The 24,744-nt window shown below is 28.4% G+C and carries 25 protein-coding genes; 13 read left to right on the forward strand and 12 right to left on the reverse strand.

The features are described from left to right. Window positions 1–158: 158 nt before the first annotated feature. Complete coding sequence (locus tag A9758_RS04165) at window positions 159–1,025, forward strand: hypothetical protein (protein WP_011405956.1); 867 nt, start codon at window positions 159–161, stop codon at window positions 1,023–1,025. A 31-nt stretch (window positions 1,026–1,056) separates the two neighbouring features. On the opposite strand, the gene A9758_RS04170 is transcribed toward A9758_RS04165, so the two are convergent. After that, on the reverse strand, window positions 1,057–1,428 hold the full coding sequence (locus tag A9758_RS04170; RefSeq protein WP_011405955.1) for a YigZ family protein: 372 nt from the start codon (window positions 1,426–1,428) through the stop codon (window positions 1,057–1,059). Window positions 1,429–1,564: 136 nt separating this feature from the next. Between A9758_RS04170 and A9758_RS04175 the strand changes: the two genes are divergently transcribed. From A9758_RS04175 to A9758_RS04200, 6 genes are all read left to right on the forward strand, one after another. Beyond that, window positions 1,565–2,470 carry a phosphate uptake regulator PhoU gene (locus tag A9758_RS04175; RefSeq protein ID WP_011405954.1) on the forward strand — a complete coding sequence of 302 codons (906 nt, stop codon included), beginning with the start codon at window positions 1,565–1,567 and terminating at the stop codon, window positions 2,468–2,470. A 337-nt stretch (window positions 2,471–2,807) separates the two neighbouring features. Beyond that, complete coding sequence (locus tag A9758_RS04180; RefSeq protein WP_011405953.1) at window positions 2,808–3,626, forward strand: phosphate ABC transporter substrate-binding protein; 819 nt, start codon at window positions 2,808–2,810, stop codon at window positions 3,624–3,626. 30 nt (window positions 3,627–3,656) lie between these two features. Continuing rightward, window positions 3,657–4,532: a phosphate ABC transporter permease subunit PstC gene (gene pstC / locus A9758_RS04185; RefSeq protein ID WP_011405952.1), complete on the forward strand. Its 876-nt coding sequence runs from the start codon at window positions 3,657–3,659 to the stop codon at window positions 4,530–4,532. Then, on the forward strand, window positions 4,529–5,374 hold the full coding sequence (gene pstA, locus A9758_RS04190; RefSeq protein ID WP_011405951.1) for a phosphate ABC transporter permease PstA: 846 nt from the start codon (window positions 4,529–4,531) through the stop codon (window positions 5,372–5,374). The genes pstC and pstA overlap by 4 nt, the downstream gene beginning before the upstream one ends. Window position 5,375: 1 nt before the next feature. Next, window positions 5,376–6,134, forward strand: coding sequence for a phosphate ABC transporter ATP-binding protein PstB (gene pstB / locus A9758_RS04195; protein ID WP_011405950.1), 759 nt, complete (start codon window positions 5,376–5,378; stop codon window positions 6,132–6,134). Between the two features lie 28 nt (window positions 6,135–6,162). Next, on the forward strand, window positions 6,163–6,816 hold the full coding sequence (locus A9758_RS04200) for a PhoU domain-containing protein (protein WP_011405949.1): 654 nt from the start codon (window positions 6,163–6,165) through the stop codon (window positions 6,814–6,816). A 352-nt stretch (window positions 6,817–7,168) separates the two neighbouring features. Here A9758_RS04200 and A9758_RS04205 read toward each other — a convergent pair whose 3' ends face one another. The 5 genes from A9758_RS04205 to A9758_RS04225 form a co-directional block, all read right to left on the reverse strand. Continuing rightward, window positions 7,169–8,011: a fumarate hydratase gene (locus A9758_RS04205; protein WP_011405948.1), complete on the reverse strand. Its 843-nt coding sequence runs from the start codon at window positions 8,009–8,011 to the stop codon at window positions 7,169–7,171. 164 nt (window positions 8,012–8,175) lie between these two features. Continuing rightward, entirely contained in the window at window positions 8,176–9,051 is an 876-nt protein-coding gene (porB, locus tag A9758_RS04210; protein WP_011405947.1) for a pyruvate synthase subunit PorB, read from the reverse strand. 6 nt (window positions 9,052–9,057) lie between these two features. Then, window positions 9,058–10,197: a pyruvate synthase subunit PorA gene (gene porA / locus A9758_RS04215; protein WP_011405946.1), complete on the reverse strand. Its 1,140-nt coding sequence runs from the start codon at window positions 10,195–10,197 to the stop codon at window positions 9,058–9,060. A gap of 2 nt (window positions 10,198–10,199) precedes the next feature. Beyond that, window positions 10,200–10,442, reverse strand: a complete 243-nt coding sequence (porD, locus tag A9758_RS04220) for a pyruvate synthase subunit PorD (protein ID WP_011405945.1) — start codon at window positions 10,440–10,442, stop codon at window positions 10,200–10,202. A 15-nt stretch (window positions 10,443–10,457) separates the two neighbouring features. Then, a complete protein-coding gene (locus A9758_RS04225; protein ID WP_011405944.1) occupies window positions 10,458–11,000 on the reverse strand; it encodes a pyruvate ferredoxin oxidoreductase subunit gamma in 543 nt (180 codons plus the stop codon). Between the two features lie 263 nt (window positions 11,001–11,263). Here A9758_RS04225 and A9758_RS04230 point away from each other — a divergent pair, with 263 nt between their 5' ends. Next, window positions 11,264–12,847: a dihydropteroate synthase-like protein gene (locus tag A9758_RS04230; RefSeq protein WP_011405943.1), complete on the forward strand. Its 1,584-nt coding sequence runs from the start codon at window positions 11,264–11,266 to the stop codon at window positions 12,845–12,847. A gap of 88 nt (window positions 12,848–12,935) precedes the next feature. Further along, window positions 12,936–13,154, forward strand: a complete 219-nt coding sequence (locus A9758_RS07735) for a hypothetical protein (protein ID WP_353936761.1) — start codon at window positions 12,936–12,938, stop codon at window positions 13,152–13,154. A gap of 67 nt (window positions 13,155–13,221) precedes the next feature. On the opposite strand, the gene A9758_RS04240 is transcribed toward A9758_RS07735, so the two are convergent. Then, the gene (locus A9758_RS04240) at window positions 13,222–14,175 is read right to left on the reverse strand and encodes a DUF4268 domain-containing protein (protein WP_011405942.1); all 954 of its coding nucleotides are present in this window, start codon (window positions 14,173–14,175) and stop codon (window positions 13,222–13,224) included. A gap of 1,112 nt (window positions 14,176–15,287) precedes the next feature. Between A9758_RS04240 and A9758_RS04245 the strand changes: the two genes are divergently transcribed. After that, window positions 15,288–16,247 carry a TIGR00269 family protein gene (locus A9758_RS04245; RefSeq protein ID WP_011405941.1) on the forward strand — a complete coding sequence of 320 codons (960 nt, stop codon included), beginning with the start codon at window positions 15,288–15,290 and terminating at the stop codon, window positions 16,245–16,247. 3 nt (window positions 16,248–16,250) lie between these two features. Continuing rightward, window positions 16,251–16,451 (forward strand): MoaD/ThiS family protein, encoded by a 201-nt coding sequence (locus A9758_RS04250; protein ID WP_011405940.1) that lies wholly within the window; start codon window positions 16,251–16,253, stop codon window positions 16,449–16,451. A 22-nt stretch (window positions 16,452–16,473) separates the two neighbouring features. Here the strand turns inward: A9758_RS04250 and mfnA are convergent, their stop codons facing one another. The 3 genes from mfnA to rplJ all read right to left on the reverse strand — a co-directional run bounded on the left by mfnA (window position 16,474) and on the right by rplJ (window position 20,877). Next, the gene (mfnA, locus tag A9758_RS04255) at window positions 16,474–17,643 is read right to left on the reverse strand and encodes a tyrosine decarboxylase MfnA (RefSeq protein ID WP_011405939.1); all 1,170 of its coding nucleotides are present in this window, start codon (window positions 17,641–17,643) and stop codon (window positions 16,474–16,476) included. Between the two features lie 288 nt (window positions 17,644–17,931). Next, window positions 17,932–20,229 carry a phosphoenolpyruvate synthase gene (ppsA, locus tag A9758_RS04260; RefSeq protein WP_011405938.1) on the reverse strand — a complete coding sequence of 766 codons (2,298 nt, stop codon included), beginning with the start codon at window positions 20,227–20,229 and terminating at the stop codon, window positions 17,932–17,934. Between the two features lie 162 nt (window positions 20,230–20,391). Next, entirely contained in the window at window positions 20,392–20,877 is a 486-nt protein-coding gene (rplJ, locus tag A9758_RS04265; RefSeq protein ID WP_011405937.1) for a 50S ribosomal protein L16, read from the reverse strand. A 299-nt stretch (window positions 20,878–21,176) separates the two neighbouring features. On the opposite strand from rplJ, the gene A9758_RS04270 reads away from it, so the two are divergent. After that, on the forward strand, window positions 21,177–21,401 hold the full coding sequence (locus A9758_RS04270) for a KEOPS complex subunit Pcc1 (RefSeq protein ID WP_011405936.1): 225 nt from the start codon (window positions 21,177–21,179) through the stop codon (window positions 21,399–21,401). A 35-nt stretch (window positions 21,402–21,436) separates the two neighbouring features. Here A9758_RS04270 and A9758_RS04275 read toward each other — a convergent pair whose 3' ends face one another. Both A9758_RS04275 and A9758_RS04280 read right to left on the reverse strand, forming a co-directional pair. After that, window positions 21,437–22,189 carry a peptidylprolyl isomerase gene (locus A9758_RS04275; RefSeq protein WP_011405935.1) on the reverse strand — a complete coding sequence of 251 codons (753 nt, stop codon included), beginning with the start codon at window positions 22,187–22,189 and terminating at the stop codon, window positions 21,437–21,439. Continuing rightward, window positions 22,180–23,295, reverse strand: a complete 1,116-nt coding sequence (locus A9758_RS04280; protein ID WP_011405934.1) for a nucleotidyltransferase family protein — start codon at window positions 23,293–23,295, stop codon at window positions 22,180–22,182. Before A9758_RS04280 ends, A9758_RS04275 begins: the two co-directional genes overlap by 10 nt. Before the next feature lie 123 nt (window positions 23,296–23,418). Here A9758_RS04280 and A9758_RS04285 point away from each other — a divergent pair, with 123 nt between their 5' ends. Then, entirely contained in the window at window positions 23,419–24,708 is a 1,290-nt protein-coding gene (locus A9758_RS04285) for a dihydroorotase family protein (protein ID WP_011405933.1), read from the forward strand. The last annotated feature ends 36 nt before the right edge of the window (window positions 24,709–24,744 follow it).

Here is a 24,744-nt window from a genome sequence, read left to right on the forward strand (position 1 = left end):
ACTTTATAATAAACTAATTTTATTAAGATTTATTTAAAAAATTATTAACTATTTTTTCTAGAAATTATATTTAACTTTATATTATATCTACACAAGACATATTAAGTATAAGAAAGATATACTTGAAATTAGTAAGAAAATAATAAGGAGTTAGATAAATGGTTAAAGCTGACGTAACAGATATGTTAATTTTAGCTCTAATTTCTGGAGTTACTGCAATATTAACATCTGTAATGGGAATTAGTGGTACTGTTATTGGTGCTGTTGTATCATCACTAGCGGCTGAAATGTTAAAAACATATATTAAAGAACCTGTAAAGGATAAGATTGCCGAGTATGATGCTTCAAGTACAGAAACTACTTATTATGATACAGATAGTTCATATACTGATTATAATATTAATAAAAAATATCAGTACACTAAAGAAACTCATGATGACTCATCACATATCAGTACTAGATTGTTATTTTTATTTCCATTAGTTGTTATTTTAATTATAGAATTAATACACTTCCTAGGTACTATTAATATCATACCTAATACAGTGGTATACAACTTAGAATCATTAACTAATTGGACATTATTTAGAACTATAGGTTATGCTCTTATTGTTATGGGATTATATCCATTAGTCTCTAAAAAACTTAGTACTCATCAGGGTATTATCTTAATTATTGTAGGAATCATTGAATTAATCATAGGTTATGCTGATACAAGTACACAAGCTTCAATGCTATTTTCAGTATTTAGTTCATTAAAGGAATATGTAAATATACTTATTATATTAGCAATATTATATACTGCTCTTACAGTACCTGATGAAATTAAAGAAAAAAATAATTATCGTGAATTTAGACATGAACCTATAAATAATAATTTTAAAAATGAATTCCATAACAATACAAAGAAGTTTCATAACAAAAAATTTAACAACAAAACAAATTATAAATCTAGAAGAAACTATAAAAATAGAAATTTTAAAGATGAAGATGAAGATTACTTCTATTATTATGAAGAAGAATAATCTCTCTCACATATTTTTTTTTAAACATTTTTTAAGAATTTTCAATATATGTTTTTATTACTCCACGACCACTATTTCTAAATGCACGTGCTACTCCACCTTGTCCTAATTTTATACCCCCAAATTTACGTGAAATCATAATCATATATCCATCTAAATTATATTCCTGAAGTAATTCAAGTAGTACTCTACCAGGAGATCCCACCTCTCCATCATTACGTGAATCTTCATCATTACCTACTATTGCTGCATAACAATGATGGGCTGCCTTTTTATATTTCTTATTGTGTATTTTCTGTATTTCTTGAATATCATCTGTAAGATTTTCTATCTGATATAAATGTGCATAAAATTTACTTTTACGATCAACTAGTTTTCCAGCACAGACCTCTTTTATTGTCAAAGTTATCACCTAATTTATTATATTATTTTTATAAGTCTTATAGATAAGTTTATTATATAAATAAAAATTAAATAATACATAAATAAATAAATTTTTTTTAAAAGTTATAATTATTTATAATAAAGTGAGCTATATTATGCCTAAGAATATAAAAAATAACACATTAAAAGAAATTCTTGATATTATATTATATGAAGCACCATCAACACAAGATGAAATTGCTGAAAAATTAAATATAAGTCGAAGATATGTAACTAAATTATTAAAGCCATTAATAGATGAAAATGTTATTAAAAAAGCATATGTTGTTGATTTAAAAAAATTCAATGAAATATCTGAAAACTATGAAACAGAAAATTCTCTACCAGAATATTCTGGAGAATACTTCATTAAGGAAATGATGAAGGAAATGGGTGAACAAATCTGTAAACAATTTGCATGGTCATTTGAAGCACTGAAAAACAACGATGTTGATTTGGCTCAAAAAGCATTAGATGAAGATTTGAATACAAATCATATGTATACAAAAATTAAGTCATCCACTGATACAGTTATATCACTAGATCCATACTTTGAATTTAACAACACAATAATGTTCAATGAAATTGCATATGATATGGAACGTATTGGTGATCATATATGTCATATACCAAAATTTGTTCTTGAGGAGAATAAGGAAGTTAAAGAACCAATTATTGATGTATTAGAAGAAATGTATGAAATGTCAGAAACTATGTTTAAAAAAGCTGTTCGTAGTTTTTTTAAAAGAGATGTGAATATTAAGGAAAAAATGGATCGTTATGAAAGGGAATTAACTAACTTACAAAAATTAGCTACTAAGAAAATATCCAGCCAAATGGCTAAAGATAATATAGATAAGAAAAACTCAACATATTACTTAGTATTATTTAGAGTTGTTAAATCCTTTGAGAGAATTGGAGACATATCTATTGAAATAACCGAAGCTACAACCCAATTTTATATTGAAAACCAATCTTATAATAACAGCACCCATTTTAAGTATTTTAATAATAAAAATTAATTTTTAAAATTTTTATTATTTTTTTTTAGAATATTCTAATTGATAAGAAAGGTTTTTTAAAATATAGTTCACTTTTTTTACACTCTTTTATATTTTTTATTCACTTATCTACAGAACAATAGTTCATAATTTAGGAACACTTTTTTTTATTAATTCATATATAGTTCACATGAATTCTAAAAAAGTACAATATATGTGAATTACATAAGCAATGAGTTCCTATTTTGCACATAAAAGTACCCATAATAACCAACCTTTAAATAGACTACCTACAAATTATGAAATATACAGGGAGAAAAAAATGAAATAAAATTATAAAGTTAGAGGTATAATTTAGATGAAACATAATTATAAATTCATAATACTAGTAGTTATAATACTACTAATAGCTGGATTTATGGTTTTTGCCCCAGGAGTTGAAAAGCATAATAACATAGCTATAGCAGGTTCTACATCAGTACAACCTGTAGCAGAAAAATTAGCTGAACAGTATATGCAAATAGACTCTAGTGATAAATTAACAGTACAAGGAGGAGGATCTTCCATGGGACTAAACAGTGTTAAAAAAAGTTCAGCCCAAATAGGAACATATTCTTCCAAATTAGCATCCAAAAAAGCAGGAGCTAATGTTAAACAAACAAAAATAGCTACTGATGGAATAGCAATTATTGTAAATCCAAATAACAAAGTATCAGACCTAACAAAAGACCAAGTAAAAGATATTTTTACAGGTAAAATAACTGACTGGAGTCAAGTTGGAGGAACACCTGGAAAAATAAATGTAATAACACGTGAAGATGGTTCAGGAACCAGAGACGCTGTTACAAAAGTAGTGTTAGATGATGAAGACTTTGTTAAAAATGCAGTTGTACAAAGTTCAACAGGATCATTAATGCAATCAGTATCTTCAGATCCAAATTCAATAGGATATGCATCATTATCAGATTTAAGAGAAAATCAAATTAAAAAATTAAAAATCAATGGTGTGGAAGCTACAGATTCAAATATTAAAAATGGAAGTTACGTAGTACAAAGACCATTTTTATTCTTAACTAATTCAACCCCAGATAATCAAACACAAACATTTATTAACTGGGTACTAAGTGATGAAGGTCAAAAAATCGTATCAGAAGAAGGTTTAGTCCCTGTAAATTAAAACTTTCTAGAATGTGAAATGAGGATTAAAATGACAAATATCAAATTAAAAGAATTAATTGTAGAAAAAGGTCTAATGATAATTGCAATACTATCTGTAATTATAATATTATTAATCATAGGATTCATACTCATAGAAGGTATGCCTGCAATAGAACATATAGGATTTTTCAATTTCCTTTTTGGAAGGGAATGGGAACCTAAACATGATATATATGGTGTACTTCCAATGATTATAGGTACACTTGAAATGATGGCAATATCATTAATTATTGCAATACCATTATCAGTAGGCTGTGCAATATTCATAACAGAATATGCAAACAATACAATGAAAAAAATATTAAAACCAACAATACAAAGTTTAGCTGGGATTCCTTCAGTAATCTACGGTTTCTTTGGACTAGTAGTTCTAGTACCATTTATTAGAGAACACTTTGGTGGAACTGGATTCAGTTTAATAGCAGCAGCAATTATACTTGCAATAATGATTCTACCAACAATCATAAGTGTAACAGAAGATGCTATTATGGCCGTACCTGGATCTTTTAAAGAAGCATCACTTGGACTAGGTGCAACAAAATGGCAAACAATATATAAAGTAATCATACCATCAGCAGCACCTGGAATAATAACAGCAATTATTCTAGGAATGGGAAGAGCTATTGGTGAAACAATGGCAGTAATTATGGTAGCAGGAAACGTTGCTCAAATACCTGGATCAATATTTGAACCAGTTAGAGTACTTACATCAAACATTGCAATAGAAATGGGTTATGCTATAGACCTACATTATAATGCATTGTTTGCAACAGGAATTATACTATTAATAGTAATTATGATATTAATAGCAATTGCAGACTACATAGGATATAAATCTAAGATGCAAGGAAGTGGTGATTTATGAATGCATCAACCACTAAAAAACAAGATACAATAATGAAATATGTATTCTGGGGATTAGGATTATTAACATTACTAATTCTTATTGTGATAATAGGATACATATTAATTAATGGTCTACCACATATAAGTTGGGAATTCCTTACAACAAGTCCTAAAGACTTTGGAGCTGAAGGTGGAATTCTTCCAATGATTGTGTCTACAATCTATGTAACATTCTTTGCAGTATTAATTGCAACACCTATAGGAGTAGGTTCTGCAATATACTTATATGAATATGCTGGTGAAGGAAAATTTGTAAAAGCTATAAGATTCTGTTCTGAATCATTAGCATCATTACCATCAATCATCTTTGGTTTATTTGGATTAGCATTCTTTGTAGAATTCTTAAACTTAGGATGGTGTATCTTATCTGCATCACTTACATTAGCAATTATGGCAATGCCAACTATTATGAGAACAGCAGAAAATGCATTAGAAGCAGTCCCTCCAAACTACAGAGAAGGAAGTCTTGGAATGGGTGCAACAAGATGGCAGACAATAGAAAATGTAATATTACCTGCTGCAATACCAGGAATTATTACAGGAGTAATACTTGGTATGGCAAGAGCAATAGAAGAAACAGCAGCAATTATGTATACTGTTGGATCATCAACAGCAATACCAATAACAATATTTGATCCAGCAAGACCACTACCATTACACCTATACATGTTAGCTACTGAAGGTATTTCAATACCAAATACATTTGCAACTGCTACAGTATTAATTGTAATAATATTAGCTATAACAATCTCAACAAATTATCTTGTTGACAGATACCAAAAGAAAATGATGGGAGAATAATATGAGTAATAAAGTAATTGAAGTTAAAAACCTAAACACATACTTTGATGACCATAATGTACTTAAAAATATTAACACAGATATTGAAAAAAATTCTGTAACTGCATTAATTGGTCCATCAGGATGTGGTAAATCAACATTTCTACGTACATTAAATAGAATGAATGATCTAATACCAATCTTTAGAAAAGAAGGACAAATTCTACTAGATGGAAAAGATATTTATGATAATAATGTAGATGTTGTAGAACTTAGAAAAAAAGTGGGAATGGTATTCCAGAAGGCAAATCCATTTCCAAAATCCATATATGATAATGTTGCATATGGACTCAGAATCCATGGTGAAAAGGATGAAGATAAAATAGAAAAAATTGTAAAAAAAAGTCTTAAAGCTGCAGCGTTATGGGATGAAGTAGAAGATAAATTAGATAAATCTGCATTAGGATTATCTGGAGGACAACAACAACGATTATGTATTGCAAGAACAATTGCAGTTTCTCCTGAAATAATATTAATGGATGAACCATGTTCTGCATTAGATCCTATATCAACAATTAAAGTTGAAGACCTTATTAACCAATTAAAAAAGGATTACACAATAGTCATTGTAACACATAATATGCAACAAGCAACACGTGTATCTAAATACACATCATTTTTCTTAAATGGTGAAATTATAGAAACTGGAAATACAGATGATATCTTCCTTAATCCTAAAAATAAACAAACTGAAAATTACATTACAGGAAGATTTGGATAAGTATTATAAAAAAAGAAGGAATAAAAAAATGCCAGAACTTAGAAGAAGATTTAGAAAAAAAATTAGAGAAATAGAAGAATCTACAGAAAAATTATCTACTTTAACAATAGATAACTATAAAGAATCTATAGAACTATTCCACAATTATAATGATGAACAATACAAAATCATAGAGGAAAATACTAATAGAATTGTTAAAGAAAGTAAAGAAATTTATTCTATGTCTGTGAAAATTCTTGCAATGGAACAACCAGTTGCTACTGATTTAAGATTCGTAGCAAACACTATAAAAATCGCTAACCATTTAAAAAGAATTGGAAAATTATCATTTAACATGGCAGAAATTGCTAATGAAATAGAAATAGAAAAAATTCCTAAAAAACCATTAGATTCAATGGATCAAATGGCTCAAGAAGTGGAAAACATGTTAAATAGAAGTATCAGATCATATCTTACAAAAAATCCTGAAGAAGCAGCAGAACTTGAAGAAGATGATGATATTGTTGATGATTTATTTGATGAATTCCTAGTTACTGTAACAAAAGCAATGAAAGAAGATACAAGTACTATAAATACATTGGTTCCATTCTTATTAATAGCCAGATATCTTGAAAGAATTGCAGATAGATCTGAAAGTATAGGTGGAAGAGTTCTACTTATGCAAAAATATCACACTGAATAGAATATCCAAAAAATATAATGTTAATAGATAGAAGATTAAAGGTAGTCTTTCTAAAAAAAGTTGAAATTATAAATTAATCCCTATAAATTTAAATTAAATAAAAAAAACTATGTTATAAAAAGTTATTTTAAGATAAAAGTAATACTTCCCCTTTATATATTACTCAAAAAATATAAAAAAAATCCTTTAAATCCCCAACTTTTATCTATTAACCACCTTTCTAAAGCCAAAAAAGATATTCTACTTCTCCTCCCATCATTTTTTTTTATTTTTAGAAAAATTTTTATAGAAAATTTATTGTTAGAAAAAGAGTTACTATTTTTTAAAAAAAAATATGAAGATGAAAAGAGATTTATTCATCTTTAAGAGTTATTGATGCATGTCTTGCAGCCCAACATTGAACACATACCCCTACAGGTAAACCTGCAGTATGTGTATCTGCTAATTCAATATTTACACCTAATGTTGTTGTTTTTCCACCAAGTCCCATAGGTCCAATTCCAGTATCATTAGCAATTGTTAATAATTCATCTTCAAGATTTGCTAATCTTTTATCCTCATTTTTATCTCCTACTGGTCTAAGTAATGCTTTCTTTGCTAGTTTCATTACCATGTCAGATGAACCTCCAATACCTACACCTATTACTGTAGGTGGACATGGTTTTCCTCCTGCTGATATTATTGCTTCTTTAAAGAATTTTTTAATTCCATCAATTCCCTCTCCTGGTAGGAGCATTGCTAATTTATTATTGTTTTCTGAACCAAATCCCTTAGGAAATACTGTTAATTCAAGTTCTGGTTTATCTGACAATTCAACATTTATTTGTGGAATTGATTTACCTATGTTATTTCCAGTATTTTTTCTTGTTAGTGGGTCTACCACATTTGTTCTAAGAGGTACTGTCTGTGTAGCTTTTTTTACCCCTTCAATTATTCCTTCCTGAAGATTTTCCACTTCTACTTTTCCTAGTTTTACAAATATTATTGGTAAACCTGTATCCTGACACATAGGTATGCCTTTTTCTTCTGCTATATCAATATTATCTAGTATAGATTTGATATTTAACTTAGCAATATCGCTTTCTTCAACATCATAAGCATTTTTAAGTGCATTTTTAACATCTGTTGGCAATATTATTGCAGCTTCTTTGTATATTTCACATACTGCATTTGCAATTTGTTCTTGAGTAATCATGTTTTCATCCTTAATAAAAAAAAATTTTGTTAGTTATTAAAAAATTATGTTAAAACTAATATTAATGTGTTTTAGATTTAATTTCTAAAAAAAAAGTTCTAAAAAAAAATTCTCTATGAAGTTTAAAATAAGATGAAAAAGAGGAAAAAATTATACTAAATAATTCATTCCATTAAACCTAATTCTTTACTTTGTTGATCTACGAAGTTTTGAATAGCTTCTATATGTTTTTCATCTAAGTGTTTAAATCTTTTTTGTACTTTTAAATATTCAATTATAGGTAGTTTTTCTTTTGGTTTAACTGTAATATTTAATTTTCCATGATCAATTTCATAAAGAATCCATGCATAAGTATCTACTGCTAATTTTCCTAATTTAATTGTATCTTTAGGAGCATAACCCCATCCTGTAGCACAAGGTTGTAATACATGAATATATGCTGGTCCTTTCACTTCTGCAGCCTTTTTAACTTTTTCCATTAAATCATATGGATGAGAAACACATGCTGTTGCTACATATGGAATTCCATGAGCAGCCATAATCATTGCCATGTTTTTCTTAGGTTTATCTTCACCAAAACTTACTTTTCCAGCTGGAGAAGTTGTTGTACTTGCACCAAATGGTGTTGAACTACTTCTTTGAATACCAGTATTCATGTATGCTTCATTATCATAACATAAGTATATTATGTTTTGTTGTCTTTCCATAGCTCCAGATAATGATTGTAAACCTATATCAGTTGTACCACCATCACCACCAATTACAAGAACATTAACATCTTCTTTTCCCTGTGCTTTAAGTGCTTCTTCTACACCACTTGCTACTGCTGAAGCATTTTCAAATGCTACATGTATCCATGGAATTTCCCAAGAAGTTTCTGGATAAGGTGATGTAACTACTTCAAGACATCCTGTTGCTGAAACTGCAACTGTATTTTGACCTAATGCTTTTAGAGCTAATCTTACAGCTATTGTAGCACCACATCCTGCACATGCTCGGTGTCCTGATGCTAAATATTCTTTTTCGTCAATACCTTTCATCTTAATCTACTCCCTTAATCCTATCCATTCTATATCTTTTGTTGGATTTTCGGTTTTTTCAATGATTTCTTCTATATCTATTGGAGTTATGTCTCTTCCACCTAGACCTATTATGAAACCATATGTTTCATTATCAAGTGCTGCTTTTACATCCATATATACAGCTCCACCTGCACCAAAGGATATATCTTTATCAATAACAGCTAATTTTGCATCTTTAACTGCTACTTTTAAAGCATCTTTTGGGAATGGTCTGTATGATCTTATTCTTACTAATCCTACTTTTTTACCATTTTCTCTTTCTTTGTCAACAACATCTTTTATTGTTCCACAAAGTGAACCCATTGCTATTAGGATTATGTCTGCATCTTCAGATTTATATTCTTCAATAAGACCATAGTATCTTCCAAATAAGTCACCAAATTCTTTACCTACTTCTTCAATAACATCTAATGAGTGTTCCATAGCTATTTCCATGTCATGTCTAATTTCTAGGTATGATTCTGTATCTGCTAATGTTCCTAAAGACATTGGATCTTCTGGGTCAAGATATGAATATCCTCTTGTATATTTTGGTAGGAATGAATCTACTTCTTCTTGTGATAATACTTCAACAGGATCTACAGTGTGTGTTAATATAAATCCATCTATACATACCATTGTAGGTAATAAGATATCCTGATTTTCAGATATTTTATATGCTTGTAATATTGTATCAAATGCCTCTTGACCAGTTTCTGCATATAACTGTATCCATCCACTATCTCTTTCAGATATTGAATCTTGTTGATCATTCCATATGTTAATAGGTGCTGATAATGCACGATTTGCATTAGCCATTACTATTGGTACTCTCATACCAGCTGCTGCAAATACTGGTTCATGCATATATGCTAATCCTTGACTTGATGTAGCTGTAAATACTCTTACACCAGCTCCTGATGCACCTATTGCTGCACTCATTGCACTGTGTTCTGATTCTACTTTTATATAATGAGCATCCAAATCACCATCAGCAACATAATCTGCTAATTTTTCAGATATTTTTGTTTGTGGTGTAATTGGATATACAGGTATAACACTAGGTCTTGCACGTTTTACTGCTTCAGATACTGCTTCTGCAGATGATATAACTTTTTTAACCATATTTATTCCCTCACCATTTTAATTGCGTCAACTGGACATTCCTCTGCACATATTCCACAACCTTTACAATAGTCATAATCATGATTAAATTCTACTGAAATACAACCATCTGGACAGAATAAATAACAAAGACCACAGCTTATACATTTATCTTTATCTGCAACAGGTTTAAATGTCCTCCAACTACCAGTTTTATTTTTTCTAGTACTTCCAGGTTCTTTAACAACTGCTCCTTTTGCTACCATATTTTCACCTATTCCTTATTCATTTGCATATTTATTGTAAATAAATTCTGTAGCTTCTTTGTTTACACTAGCTACTTTTCCTTTAAATGTATCATCTATTGTTTTTAATAAGGAATCTAGAGACACTACTCCAGTTTTAGCTGCTAAGAAACCTAACATTGTTGTATTTACAATATTTCTTCCAATAATATCTAATGCCACTCCTGTAGCATCAACGACACTTGCATCAATATTTTTTTCTTCAAATACTGATAAATCATTATTTGTTGAGTTAAGTAATATTGAACCATCATCCAATATTCCTGATGTTACATCTACCACATTTACTAAGGTATCATCCAATACTACCACATATTTAGGTGAGTATATTTGATATCGTCTTCTTATTGGTTTATCACTAATTCTAGCGAATGCTGTTACTGGTGCTCCTCTTCTTTCTACACCAAATGAAGGGAAAGCTTGAGTATATTTACCTTCCTCAAAAACTGCTTTAGCTAAAATTTCAGCTGCAGTTACAGCTCCTTGGCCCCCTCTTCCATGAAATCTTATTTCAATCATTGAGAATATCCTCCAATTCATCTCATAATATTATATTGTGAATAAAAATAGTTATGTTTAGATAAATGTATTTTTTTATAAATAGAATTTTTTCAAATATCTACACTATAATTAATCATGTTAAATCATTATATTTTTTATTATATTTATAATTGTGGTAATTTATAATGATAAATTCATCAATATAATAATAGTATATATAAATACTATGAATTATATTTAATTATAATTAAAAAAAATTGATATAATAAGGGTGTGAAAAAATGAAGATTTTAATAATAACTGGACTTCTTGCAGAGAATATAATCCGAAAAAATCTATCATGTTATGATAAACATGAATTATATCTAAAAGTCATGCCCATGCCTATTGCAGCATTTATAACACCCAAACTTATAGTATATCATTTAAAACAACAAAATATACTCAAATCAATAAATTCTAATAAAACCACACCTATTGATAACATTGACATGATAATTACACCTGGTCTTATGCAACAAAGTAGTGCTGAAATTCAAAAACAACTAAACATACCCTCATACAAAGGTCCAACAAATGCAGCAGACATTACTCTTACATTAGACATACTAGATAACATCACATTATCCACATCAAAACCTGCAAATATACTAATTAGAAACAAGCAGTATGAAAATGCCATGGATATTATTAACAATTATTCAGCTGATAAAGAGAAAATAGAAAAATTACTAGAAAAAGATTCTAATATTCTTATAAATAACTGCCCACTTGGTCTTGATTTTCCAATGAGAGTACTTGGCGAAATAGCCAATGCACCTACATTAACAGAAAAAAAATTACTAGAAAAAGCCCAGTATTATATTGATTCTGGTGCAGATATGATTGATATTGGAATGCATGCAGGAGAAAATAATCCTCAAATGGCTTATGATATGGTAAAATTAATTAAAGACAATTATGACATACCTGTAAGTATTGATACATTAAATAGTAATGAAATTAATATGGGACTTGAAGCAGGTGCTGATTTAATACTTAGTGTTGATCATGGAAATTATGAAAAAGTAATAGATAATATAGAAGATCATGGAGTAAGTGCTGTTATTCTACCAACAGATTATTCAAGAAATTACATTCCACAAACACCAATAGAGCGTGTGAAATCACTTGAAAAAATAGATAAATTATGTTCAAATATTACCACAATTGCAGATGTATTACTTGATCCTATTAACAGTCCATCATTAACAGATTCAATAGTAGCATGTAGTTTATTTAGGAAAAGAAATCCTACAAAACTATTATTTTTTGGAGTAGGTAATGTGTCAGAATTATTAGATGCGGATAGTAATGGAGTACATGCCCTATTAGGTGGAATTGCAATGGAATTAGGTGTTAGTATATTATTTACTCCTGAAGCAAGTCTTAAAACTAAGGGTAGTATAAAAGAATTAAAAACCACATCTAACATGATGTTTATATCAAAACAAAAAGAAACAATACCTAAAAATATAGGTATTAATCTAGTATCCCTAAAGGATGCATATAGAAAAGATGATGCTTCAATTGAAACATGTAACCTACCACATATTGATGCTGTAGCAGATGGAAAATTTACTCAAGATAAGGGAAGTTTTAAAATAATATTAGAGGATAACCTTATTAAAGCAATATTATATCAAAACTATGAAAAAACAGCAGTAATTCAAGCAAAAACTGCAAGGGCAATCTATGAGGAAATACTAAGAAGAGATTTAATTAGTAGATTAGAACATGCGGCATATCTAGGTATGGAACTTGAAAAGGCAGAAATTGCCCTAAAACTAAATAAACAATATATTCAAGATTTTCCAATATTCTAGAGTATGAACTTTTTTTTATAGATATGAGTATCCAACAAATATCCTCTTTTTTTTAGTAATTGATAAACGATATCCTGGCAGTCCGGACATAGTATTACCTAAATACAGAACTATTGTGTTTATTCACGGCTGTTTCTGGCATCATCATGAAGGATGCAAATATGCATTGATACCAAAATCAACGTTGATTTCTGGAAAAATAAACTTTACGAAAATAAAAAGCGTGAAAAATGCAACAAAAAAGAACTGGAAGAAATGGAATGGAGAGTCATTACTGTCTGGGAATGTCAACTTAAAAAGTGCATAGATGAAGAGACACTTGAAAAATTATATAATCAAATAACATCAAATATCAGAAATATGAATTTTATATATTATTCCTTATTCATATATTCTTTAACTCTATCTTTAAAAGTAAAATAGAATTTCTCTGCATCCCTTATATGTATTTTAATCATCCTATCCCAATTTTCTTCGTTTAATGGATCTATATTATCATGTTTGATTTCTATTATGGATGCTTTTTTATTGTTTAACCTTTTCCAATCCAATGTTATTCCCATTTCTTTTTCAATTTCATCTTTTTGAGAGGACAAATAATCAAATAATTCTTTATCATCATCTATGTAAATATAGTTAAACAGAGCATTTTTTCTGGAATTCATTGTTAAAGAGATATGACATAAACTATTACCTATTGGTAAATCATACCAATGTCGTGGTTGTGGTTTTCTGGGATTAAATGGAGTATCATTATTATCTAGATATTCAAAAAATTTTGTCCAGTAATCCAATTGAGTTAATTTTAAATCAGTAATATTATTTCTGGGTGACTGAGAACTTTTTACTGTTTTTGTCCAATTATTCGGACTGGATATGATATTGAATTTTGGTGCTATACTTGAATCATCAATTTTCCATAATTCAATTTTTATAAGAAAAATATTCAAGTCCTTATCCGTGTGTTCATTTAACCAGTCAATTGCTTGTCTATGCTCTTCCCGTACCTCTTTAACTATCCATATAATTGTATTTGCATTATGTCCTGAAGCATAGGTTATGATTTTTCCCAGATGATCATGATCTGTCTGTTCCAATTGATTTTCTATAATTATTATATCATCACTATAGGTATCTTTTGCCAGTATATCTGTATTGAATGAACCTATTTTTGCTTCAGTTTCTATTAATTCAATATCCAATCCTATTTCATTACTTAGTATTTCAAGATTTTCTTCTTGTGCTAACCAAGGTGTGAAATCTCTTGCTTCATTATTCCAAATCTTTCTTAAATCTTTCACTTTTGTAAGTTTACCTAATGTAATCATTTAACAAATCATCCTTTTAATTCTTTCACATATTCATGGCATCTTCCACGTATTCTGTCCACGAAGCTCATGTTATCAGGTTGTCTTAGTACCTGTTTGTAGTTGTTTTCTTTTATTTCCAGTGCATTTACTTCTTTTATAGTTGTTTTTCTCTTTTATCAGAGTGATTTTTATCATTACTAACTCTTGTGTATTCCATCTTTTTGTTTCCAGTTCCTTTCGTATGTTGTCATAGTTCTGTCGTAGTTTTATCTGTGTATTCTGTTTTTAGTACTAGATCTTGTTTTTTGGCTTCTTATTATTTCGTTGCAGTTGTCTTTGATTTCTTCCAGTGCTGTTACTCTCATGTTTAGTATGTTTTTCTTCACTTATATTTTATGTTACTTCATGGTATGCTACTTTCTTAGCTCCGATATGATAAAATATGAACGTGATATGATATGAATAATATTCAGGTAAGATTGAGGAAAAAAGGTAGTATGTAGATAAGATTAATATAAGAAAATATCATTCCACAGATAAGACTGACGTTTCCAAAAGCATGGAAATAGTCTGATAATTATTTTTTAAAAGATTAATTAATGATTTATATATCATATAACGTATTTTTAGAGTATATTAAATGTAAGAAACAGGTATCTTTATTAGGTCATTGTAATACAACAACCCAATAAATTTTAAGTATGTTAGTTAGTTTATGTTTTTACAGATGAAAACATGTCTTTGTATTTATCTTCAGAATTCCATTATCTAACTTTTTAAGAACAAAAGTACTTTGTTGAACAGTACTATCTTTAAAAACCATGAATAACGATCAAATAATTGATATTAATCTATATGCATATTGTATCATATCATATATAACTATTAAATAATAATAAAACAATATAAGTTAAAATAAGTAGAATAGATGAATTATTTTAAAAAAGGATATAAAAAAAATTTTTGTCAGATACTCAATATGATTTAAAATCAAATCTATTTTTTCCTATAATTAATATCTTAAAAAATATATTCAATAGTCTACAATAGTTTAATTGTATATAAAATAAGATAATTAAAAAAAAACTTTTAGTTATAATCACTATATTTTGAAGTAGGGAGATTAAAATTTGACAGAAACTATTTGTACACAATGTGGAAGCAAACATGTAGTTATCCATAGAAAATACAATGGACAGAAATTATGTAGTAAATGTTTTAGAAAATCCATTGAAAAACAAGTACTTAGAACTATTAAGAAAGAAAAATTAGTTACAAAAGGTGATAAGGTTCTTGTAGGGTTATCTGGTGGAAAAGATAGTGTAGCACTACTTAAGATATTGAATATTCTTAAGGAAAAAAATATAATTACACTAGAAGCAGTTACTATAGATGAAGGTATTAGTGGATATCGTGAAGAGGGTATTAGAATAGCTAAGGAAACTGCAAAGGCACTTGATATTAAACATCATATTGTTTCATTTAAAGATAAGTACAACTTCACTATTGATAAAATAATGGAAGCTGAAGCAAAATGTAATGATGCACAACATGCCTGTACATATTGTGGTGTATTTAGAAGACAAATATTTAATCAAGTGGCAAGGGATGTTAATGCAACAAAACTTGCAACAGGACATAATCTTGATGATGAAACCCAAAGTATTGTTATGAATTACTTAGAAGGTAACGTTAATAATATGGTAAGAATTGGCTATAAAACACTCTCCCAAGATAAACGTTTTACACAGAAAATAAAGCCACTGCGTAAAATACCTGAAAAAGAAATAGGATTATATGTTTTAGAAAGCGGATTTGAAGTACATTTTGATGGATGTCCATATGCACATGAATCATTTAGAATGGAAATAGGTGATTTTATAAGAGAAACTACACTAAAACATCCAACAATCATGTATTCAATACTCAATGGTTTTGAAAAAATAAAACCTGCAATTAAAAAGGAGTATATGGCAAATCATACTGGAAAACCTAATGGTACCTGTAAAAAGTGTGGTGAACCTGCTTCTCAAGATATTTGTAAATCATGTAAATTCCTAGAGAAAATCTATGAAAAAATAGGAGAATAAAATATGACTATAAAATTAATCAATAAAAAAGATATTAAAGATATTGAAATTAGTGAAAACACAACTATTGCAGATATTTTAAAAAAAGAAGAAATACCTATTGAAACAGTTGTTGTTAAATTAAATGGTGATACTGTAACTGAAGATGAAAAAGTAAAAAATGGTGATGAATTAGAAATCATTAAAGTAATCTATGGTGGATAAATCTTATTCACTACTAAAACCACTATCTATTTTTTTGTATTATTATATCAAGATCCACTAGAAATTCATCAATATGTTCTTTTTTTATATGTGGCATTAAAACTAATCTAATTACATGAGGATATTCAGCCAATGATACTATCCATCCATATGCCTGTAGTTGTTTTTGTAGTGTGTCAACATCAATATTGTCTACCTTAAATGATATTATATTTAATTCTGGTTTATGTATTATTGTAACGTGTTTATTTTTATTTAATTTGTTGTATGTGTATGTTGTTAGATTTATTACTTTTTCAACTATTTTTTTATATCCTTCCATTCCATGGTAGTTTAATAATGTCCATGTTGCTGCTGTTGATGCTCCTGTTCTTGTACCTACTATTGTTGTTTGTTTGTCCTTTGTTAGGTATGGTGTTTTAATTGATAATTTTTCAAGATATTTTTTCTTCCTAAATATAATTCCACCTGATGGAACTGGTGCAAGTCCCATTTTATGTGGATCTATAGTTATGGAAGATACACCTTTACACTTAAAGTCAAAGTTTAATTGATTGTTATTTTTATAATTTAAAAAGGGTATTATAAATCCACCAAGTGCAGCATCCACATGTAGATATACTCCATATGATTTTGCAATTTTTGATATTTCGGGAATATCATCAACCAATCCTAACTCAGTAGTACCAGCAATACCAACCATTGCCATGGTATTATCAGTTATTAAATCAGGTAATTTTGTAACATCTATTTTATATTCATTATTCAATGGAACATAAACTGGTTTAACAGACAACATAGACAGTACCTTTTTAAATGAAAAATGAGCACTTTTTGGTAGAATTAACTCAGGAGTACCCTCATTTTCTTCTTCATATAGATACTTTGCAACACACATTGCCATAATATTAGCCTCAGTACCACCAGTTACAATATGACCACAAGGATTCTTTAGATGTAATAAGTTACCAAGAGAATTAATAACCTCTTGTTCCATTAAAGCAGTACCTTTAAACAAACCAGGATCCCCAAGATTAGTTTCAATAAACATTTTATATGCTTCTAATCCCACAGGATCTGGTTTTGTACACATAGAACCTAATATTCTACCTGAACTATACTTCATATCCATATTATGAAAAACATTTAAATCCCTAAATACATCTTCCTTACTTCTTCCTTTATCAAACATTCTTTAACCTATAAAAAAAATTTTAGTTAATATAATCATTATAAAATATATAGTTTTTAATAGATATATCTTAGACAACAACATGATACAAAAAAATAGAATTCATACATTAAACCTACAATATCCAAACTGTATAATACAATATATCTAATTTTTTTAATTATACAATAAATTTAAAAATAGAAATTCCCAAATAATTTATAAAAAAAATGATATGTTTAAAAAAATATGTAATTATTTTTCTAAAAAAATAATGGGTGGTGAAGAGTGTTTATTCTTTTAAAGTAATTATTCATCCATTAATGCTTTTTTAGCTGCTTCGAGCATGATTTTTTTCTCTACTTTAGCAACAATTTTTCTAATTGTTGGAACTGCATCAGTATTTGCAGAAATACTATCAATACCTGCTTCTACTAATATTTCAACAATTTCAGGTTTACTACCTGCTTGACCACAGATACTTGTTGTTACTCCAGCTGCTTTACATTTTTTAATTACACTTTTAAGTAATTTAATTATTGCTGGATGTGCTTCAGAATAATGTTTTGCTACTAATTCATTATTCCTATCTAAAGCTAAGGTATATTGTGTTAAATCATTTGTTCCAAAGCTTATAAAGTCAAGACCTTCTGCTATGAAATCTTCAATAATTATCGCAGCTGCTGGTGTTTCAACCATCATACCAAAGTCAACATCTTTATGAGGTTCTAAACCTACACTTCTAGCAATTTCTTTTGCTTGACGTAATTCTTCAGGTTTATGTAATAAAGGTAACATTACACCCACATTAGTATAACCTTGTTCATGTAATTTTTTAATTGCCTTAAATTCTGCTTTAAGAATATCAGGTTGATCAATTTCCCTTCTTATTCCTCTCCAACCAAGCATAGGATTTGCTTCATCAGGTTCATTTTCTCCACCTTCTAATGTTTTGAATTCATCAGTTGGTGCATCAAGTGTTCTATACCATACTGTTTTTGGATAGAAAACATCAACTACTTTTAAAATATTATCCACTAATACTTTTACAAGTTCATCTTCTCTTCCTTCATCTATGAATTTATATGGTACTGTTCCTGTTGCTAACATCATATGTTCAGTTCTAAGTAATCCTACTCCATCAGCACCAGTAGCATATGCTTTTTTAGCTGCTTCTGCCATACTTACATTTACTTTTACATCAGTAACTGTTATTAATGGAGCTGCAGATACATTTGTTTGAGTGGTTGTTGATTCTTCAGAATCTTTATCTCCACCAAAGTCTCCTTCATACACTATACCCTTTTTACCATCGATTGTAACTTTAGTATTTTCTTTAAGAACTGAAGTAGCTTCACCTGTTCCAGATACACATGGAATTCCAAGTTCTCTTGAAATAATTGCTGCATGACATGTTACTCCACCTTCATCTGTTACAATACCATTTGCTCTTTTCATAGCAGGTACCATATCAGGTGTTGTCATGGTAGTTACAAGTATATCTCCATCTAGAATTTTATCAAGTTCATCTAATTCTTTAATAACTTTAACTGTACCTGATACTAATCCAGGACTTGCACCTAAACCACGTGTAATAATTACTCTTTCTTCATCATCAAGAGATTGAGTATCTTCTGGAATAACATCAAGTGTTGTAATAGGTCTTGCTTGTAACATGTAAACTTTACCATTTTCAACACCCCATTCAGTGTCCATTGGAGCACCATAATGTTTTTGTATTCTTCTACCAAGTGTTACTAATTGTTCAATATCACTATCTTCTAAAACTTTTTTATCTTTTAGATCATCTGGAACATCTATTTGAATTGTTGAACCTGTTTTAGAATCTTTAGTAAACATGGTTTTTTTAGTATTTACAAGGTATGATTTTACTTTATCATTTATTTTATCATAACGACAAGTATCTGGAGTTACTATACCAGAAACTACACCTTCTCCAAGTCCCCATGCTCCTTCAATTAGCATTTCTTCTGCTCCTGTAGATGGATCTACAGTGAACATTACACCTGCTTTTTCAGAGTCAACCATTTGTTGAACTACAACTGCAATTAATACTTTTGAATGATCAAATTCATTTTCTTCTCTGTAAAATATTGCTCTTGCTTCAAATAAAGAAGCCCAACATTTTCTTACATTTTCTAAAACATCATCTATTCCAGAAATATTTAAATATGTTTCTTGTTGTCCTGCAAATGAAGCATCAGGTAAATCTTCTGCTGTTGCAGATGATCTTATTGCTACTACTACTTCATCTAAATCTACTTTTAAACATAACGCATTATAAGCTTCAATAATTACACGTTGAATATCATCTGGTATGTCTGTTGTTATAATTAGATTTTTAATATCATCAGCTACTTTTTGTAATTCTAATGTATCATTAATATCTAAACCATTTAACATATCATTAATTTGATTGATTATTCCAGTTTTAGTTATGAATTTATTGTATGTTTCAGAGGTTATTACAAAACCTGGTGGTACAGGAATTCCTGCATTTGTTAATTCACCAAGATTTGCACCTTTACCTCCTGCTATAGGTATGTCTTCCTTACCTAATTTTTCAAAAACTTTAACATAATTCATCTATAACACTCTTCTTTAATTTAATTTCATTCCATTACTTTTCTTCGAAATTTAATTTATAACCATATAAAGGATTAAAATTAACCATAGTGTGGTTATATAAATTCCACTATTTATTCTATTATTGAATCCTTTTTATGAATTTATAACCATAACCTATATCTAGAATTGAACAAGGTCGTGTCCTTTATCAATTACTAATTTACAGGTTACTGGTAATTTCATTGCTGCTCTGTTAAGTGCAACTTTTGCTTTTTCAAAGTCTTTTACTTGAACATATGCAGTGATGATTTTTTGGTTTGCACGTACTAAAGCTTCTGAACTTACTGCTTTACCAAATGCTCCTCTCATACCACTTTGTACCCTATCTGCCCCTGCACCAGTAGCCATAGGATTTTCTCTTACTATGTGGTGAGGATATGTTCTTATTTTTAATCTGTAACCTAATTTACCAGTTGTTCTTTGTAAATATCTGTTTGCAGCAATCCTTGCAGCTTCTAAAGAATTGTGTGATAAATGTGTGTGTTCTTTAACTGCTAATGTTACTTCTAATGGAAATTCTCCAGATAAATTACCCATATCATACTGTACAATTTTTGATGCTGGGATTTTTCTAATATAATCTTTTCTTGTGTATGGTCTAACCATTGATTTTTCCTCCTGTAAAAATAAATACTTTTTTTCTATAAAAAAAATATTTAAAAAAAATTCATTAATAATACAATAAATAGTATTCTTTAAAATTATTGAATTACATGAAAAACATGAATTCGAATATACTAATTTATGATTTGTTAAAGATATTATATAAAAATAGTGTTAATTAATTTAATAAATACTATTAATTTAGTATGTTTTAGTTATCATAATAATTATAAATCATATACAATGAAATATTTAATAATATAAAATAAATTATATACTAAAAAAATATAGGTTCTATTTATATGAAAGTAAAAACTAAGATAACATTCACATATTCAGATAATAAAAATGCTCAAATTGCATATAACTCATTATATCCTGATAATGAAGGATTTATTGAATCAAAAGTTGAAAACAATAAATTAATTTGTTATATTGAAAATGAGAAAATAAGTACTGTTTTAAATACTATTGAAGATTTAATTCAATGTGAAAAAGTAATTGAAGTTACATCAAAAATAGTATGAAAAAAAGTTAGGGATAATAAATCCCAATTAATTACTTATTCTTCATCTAATACTTCTGGAGCATCTTCAGATTCTTCTTCTGGTTCAGGTTTTTCATATTCATCAATAAATTGAACTTTTTCAATTTCATCGATGTTTTCATATGTTTCTCTTGCTACTCTGAATTTAGATAATGTTATTTCTTGTGCAGATCTTTGTTCGAATCCTGCTAATTTATCTAATGTGATTTTAGCTACACCATCTTCAATAAGAATTTCTGTTTTTTCTAAGTCAATGTTAGGATTTCCATAGTATACTTCTATTAATCCTTTAATTTTTTCAACATTATCATCAATTGTATCTACAATTTCAATTTCATAAATTATATCTTTACCAGCTAATTCATGGTTGAAATCTACTCTTACTCTTCCACCATCTACAGTTCTTACAATTCCATGTTGTCCATCTAATGATAAGGGCATGCCTACAAATGGTTTAATGTTTTGTTTTTTGAATTCTTTCATTGGAATTAATTGAATTAAACTTGGATCTCTTTTACCAAATGCTTCTTCACATGGGATTTCTACTGTTTGTTTTTCTCCTACATCCATTTTTTTAATTTCATCATGTAATTTTGAGAGTAATTGAGTAGATCCTACTGCAAGAATCATTGGGTGATAATCTTTGTTTTCGTTTTTGATACCTGCTTCTTCAGCAACATCTTCATATGTTGTATCAAATACGTCTCCAGTTTCTTTAACTTTTCCAGTGTAATTTAATTTTACAAAATCTTTATCATCTATTGGCATACTTTTCCATTTTCTCCTTTTAAATTATTTTCCAAATTAACTTTAAATTTATTTAGAACTTCTTTATTTTTATATCCTAAAATTTTAATTTTTTGTGGATAATTATTAATATATTTATGTATTTCATCCTTAAAAATACATACCTCCAATACACTTAGTATTCTTTGTTTTCTATGACTACTAAATCCAAAAGTAATACTATCTAATAATTCATCAACATTACTAAATGGTCTGTTATTTATTATATTATTAACAGTTTTATTATCTATAAGAGTTAAATTAGATAAATCTTCCCTTGATAAATGATTAGCATTGTATATTAATCGCTTATTTAACCTACAATCATGTAAAGGAGCATGATTTAATTGGATTTCCTTTTCTATCATATTAATAGTTTCTTTAGGTAGCATATCTGATAAATCATTAAATTCATTATTAGATATACATTCTCTTATCCTAGTACCACTAACATTTTCTAAACGAGGAATAAAAATAAATTTATTCTCATAATTAAAATTAATTTTACTTAAGGATTTGGCTAATGAAACAATAACATAGTCATCATTACTTAGCTTACCATTAAGTAACACCTTTTTATCTTCCATTGAAATTATCTTGTATGGTTTAGGTGCTACTCCCTTACCTTTATTTATATATTCAAGTATTATTTTAAATTTAGGGTCATTACTAATATATCCTCTAGGAATATAATCAGCATTTAATGCCTTAAATAGAAGTGCTAAACATAATGAATACTGTCCAGAACCCATTACTCCCATTGGAGGACCTTCTATAGCAATGTCTGCACCTAAACTAATAGCTAACTCTGCTCTTTTTTTACGAGGTAATATATATGGTAATCCTCTACCATTACGTTCAAATAAACCTGGAATAATAGCTACAAACAGACATTCAGGATGTTGTTTTTTTGCTTCATTCATACAAAATAAATGACCATTATGTAATGGAGAATATTCAGTAAAATCTGCAATTATGGGAGTTTTATTCTTATTATTAAGAATTTCTAAACCACTACATTCTAAATCATCATAAAATGTTTTTCTATCCCTATCTAAAATACATTCAACATAATCTTCAAGAGTCATTAAATCAACCTACAACAATATATAATAAAGAAATATGTTTATTATAATATATACTTGTTTAAAAAAAAAACAAACATTAGTGTATAATAAAACATAAATAAAGAAAATAGAAGGTGAAAAAAGATGAGTAATCTAGTACTAAAAAACTGTAAAACAATAGATAATAAAATAGTTAATATCATCATAGAAAATGGAATAATAAAAGATATTAAAAAAACAATACTACCTTCAGAAAAAGAAACAGATACCATCTGTGATATAAAAGAAAATATAATTATTCCAGGATTAATTGATACACATGTACATCTAAGAGATCCAGGTATGACACAAAAAGAAACATGGACCACTGGAACACAAGCAGCAGCACATGGGGGATACACCACCATAATAGACATGCCAAATACACTACCTGCAACAGATACAAAAAAAGCTTTCCAAGAAAAAAGAAACATTGCTACAAAAAAATCATATGTTGACTTTGGATTACATGCAGGTGTAAAAACACGACAAGATGTAATGGATATTATGAGTGAAAAACCTGCATCATATAAAATATTCATGGATTTATATACAAACAAACAATTAGATGAAATGTTTAACTATGTAAGTCAAACAAACAAACCATTATCCCTACACTGTGAAGATAAAACATTAGTTGACTATAATATTAAAACTATGAAGAAAAATCCATTAAATAAGAATAAAACAATCACATATAGTTATGCTAGAAGTGCACTTGCAGAATTAATTGCAGTAAACAGAGCAATTGAATTCGCAAAAAAATACAAACTACAACTACACTTGTGTCATATAAGTACAAGGCAAACATTAGAATTAATACATGAAGCAAAAGAAAAACTAAATATATCCATTGAAGCAACACCCCATCATATATTTCTAGATAACACAACATATGAAAGATATGGAGTTAAAGCTAAGACAAACCCACCACTAAGGGATAGTAACTACAACATAACCATAGATAATTTAAATGAATTTGATAGTATAGGTACTGATCATGCACCACATACAATTGAAGAAAAAGAAAAAGATACATGGAAGAGTGCTGCAGGAATTCCAGGACTTGAAACTGCCCTAAAATTATTATTAACAGAAGTAAATAATAAGAGATTAACATTAGAACAACTAGTAAAATTAACAAGTACTAATCCTGCAAATATATTTAACATACCAAATAAAGGTAAAATCAAAAAAGGTTATGACGCAGATATTACAGTAATAAACATGAAAGAAACAGGAAAAATAAGTATAGAAAACACATACACCAAAGCTAAATATACACCCTTTGAAAATAGAGACTATGTTGGTAGTAACATCATGACAATCAATAGAGGTAATATTATTAGTCAAGATAATGATGTGTATAAATATGATAGTAAATACATCTACTAAAAATATAATCTCCCATCTAATTTTTTTATAAAAAAA

The sequence above is a fragment of the Methanosphaera sp. A6 genome (assembly GCF_001729395.1).
Lineage (GTDB): Archaea > Methanobacteriota > Methanobacteria > Methanobacteriales > Methanobacteriaceae > Methanosphaera > Methanosphaera stadtmanae.

Excerpts from the sequence above, each read along its gene's own strand:
- A9758_RS04165 (WP_011405956.1), top strand. The coding sequence starts at position 159 with ATGGTTAAAGCTGACGTAACAGATATGTTAATTTTAGCTCTAATTTCT.
- A9758_RS04175 (WP_011405954.1), top strand. The coding sequence starts at position 1,565 with ATGCCTAAGAATATAAAAAATAACACATTAAAAGAAATTCTTGATATT.
- A9758_RS04180 (WP_011405953.1), top strand. The coding sequence starts at position 2,808 with ATGAAACATAATTATAAATTCATAATACTAGTAGTTATAATACTACTA.
- pstC (WP_011405952.1), top strand. The coding sequence starts at position 3,657 with ATGACAAATATCAAATTAAAAGAATTAATTGTAGAAAAAGGTCTAATG.
- pstA (WP_011405951.1), top strand. The coding sequence starts at position 4,529 with ATGAATGCATCAACCACTAAAAAACAAGATACAATAATGAAATATGTA.
- pstB (WP_011405950.1), top strand. The coding sequence starts at position 5,376 with ATGAGTAATAAAGTAATTGAAGTTAAAAACCTAAACACATACTTTGAT.
- A9758_RS04200 (WP_011405949.1), top strand. The coding sequence starts at position 6,163 with ATGCCAGAACTTAGAAGAAGATTTAGAAAAAAAATTAGAGAAATAGAA.
- A9758_RS04205 (WP_011405948.1), bottom strand. The coding sequence starts at position 8,011 with ATGATTACTCAAGAACAAATTGCAAATGCAGTATGTGAAATATACAAA.
- porB (WP_011405947.1), bottom strand. The coding sequence starts at position 9,051 with ATGAAAGGTATTGACGAAAAAGAATATTTAGCATCAGGACACCGAGCA.
- porA (WP_011405946.1), bottom strand. The coding sequence starts at position 10,197 with ATGGTTAAAAAAGTTATATCATCTGCAGAAGCAGTATCTGAAGCAGTA.
- porD (WP_011405945.1), bottom strand. The coding sequence starts at position 10,442 with ATGGTAGCAAAAGGAGCAGTTGTTAAAGAACCTGGAAGTACTAGAAAA.
- A9758_RS04225 (WP_011405944.1), bottom strand. The coding sequence starts at position 11,000 with ATGATTGAAATAAGATTTCATGGAAGAGGGGGCCAAGGAGCTGTAACT.
- A9758_RS04230 (WP_011405943.1), top strand. The coding sequence starts at position 11,264 with ATGAAGATTTTAATAATAACTGGACTTCTTGCAGAGAATATAATCCGA.
- A9758_RS04240 (WP_011405942.1), bottom strand. The coding sequence starts at position 14,175 with ATGATTACATTAGGTAAACTTACAAAAGTGAAAGATTTAAGAAAGATT.
- A9758_RS04250 (WP_011405940.1), top strand. The coding sequence starts at position 16,251 with ATGACTATAAAATTAATCAATAAAAAAGATATTAAAGATATTGAAATT.
- mfnA (WP_011405939.1), bottom strand. The coding sequence starts at position 17,643 with ATGTTTGATAAAGGAAGAAGTAAGGAAGATGTATTTAGGGATTTAAAT.
- ppsA (WP_011405938.1), bottom strand. The coding sequence starts at position 20,229 with ATGAATTATGTTAAAGTTTTTGAAAAATTAGGTAAGGAAGACATACCT.
- rplJ (WP_011405937.1), bottom strand. The coding sequence starts at position 20,877 with ATGGTTAGACCATACACAAGAAAAGATTATATTAGAAAAATCCCAGCA.
- A9758_RS04270 (WP_011405936.1), top strand. The coding sequence starts at position 21,177 with ATGAAAGTAAAAACTAAGATAACATTCACATATTCAGATAATAAAAAT.
- A9758_RS04275 (WP_011405935.1), bottom strand. The coding sequence starts at position 22,189 with ATGCCAATAGATGATAAAGATTTTGTAAAATTAAATTACACTGGAAAA.
- A9758_RS04280 (WP_011405934.1), bottom strand. The coding sequence starts at position 23,295 with ATGACTCTTGAAGATTATGTTGAATGTATTTTAGATAGGGATAGAAAA.
- A9758_RS04285 (WP_011405933.1), top strand. The coding sequence starts at position 23,419 with ATGAGTAATCTAGTACTAAAAAACTGTAAAACAATAGATAATAAAATA.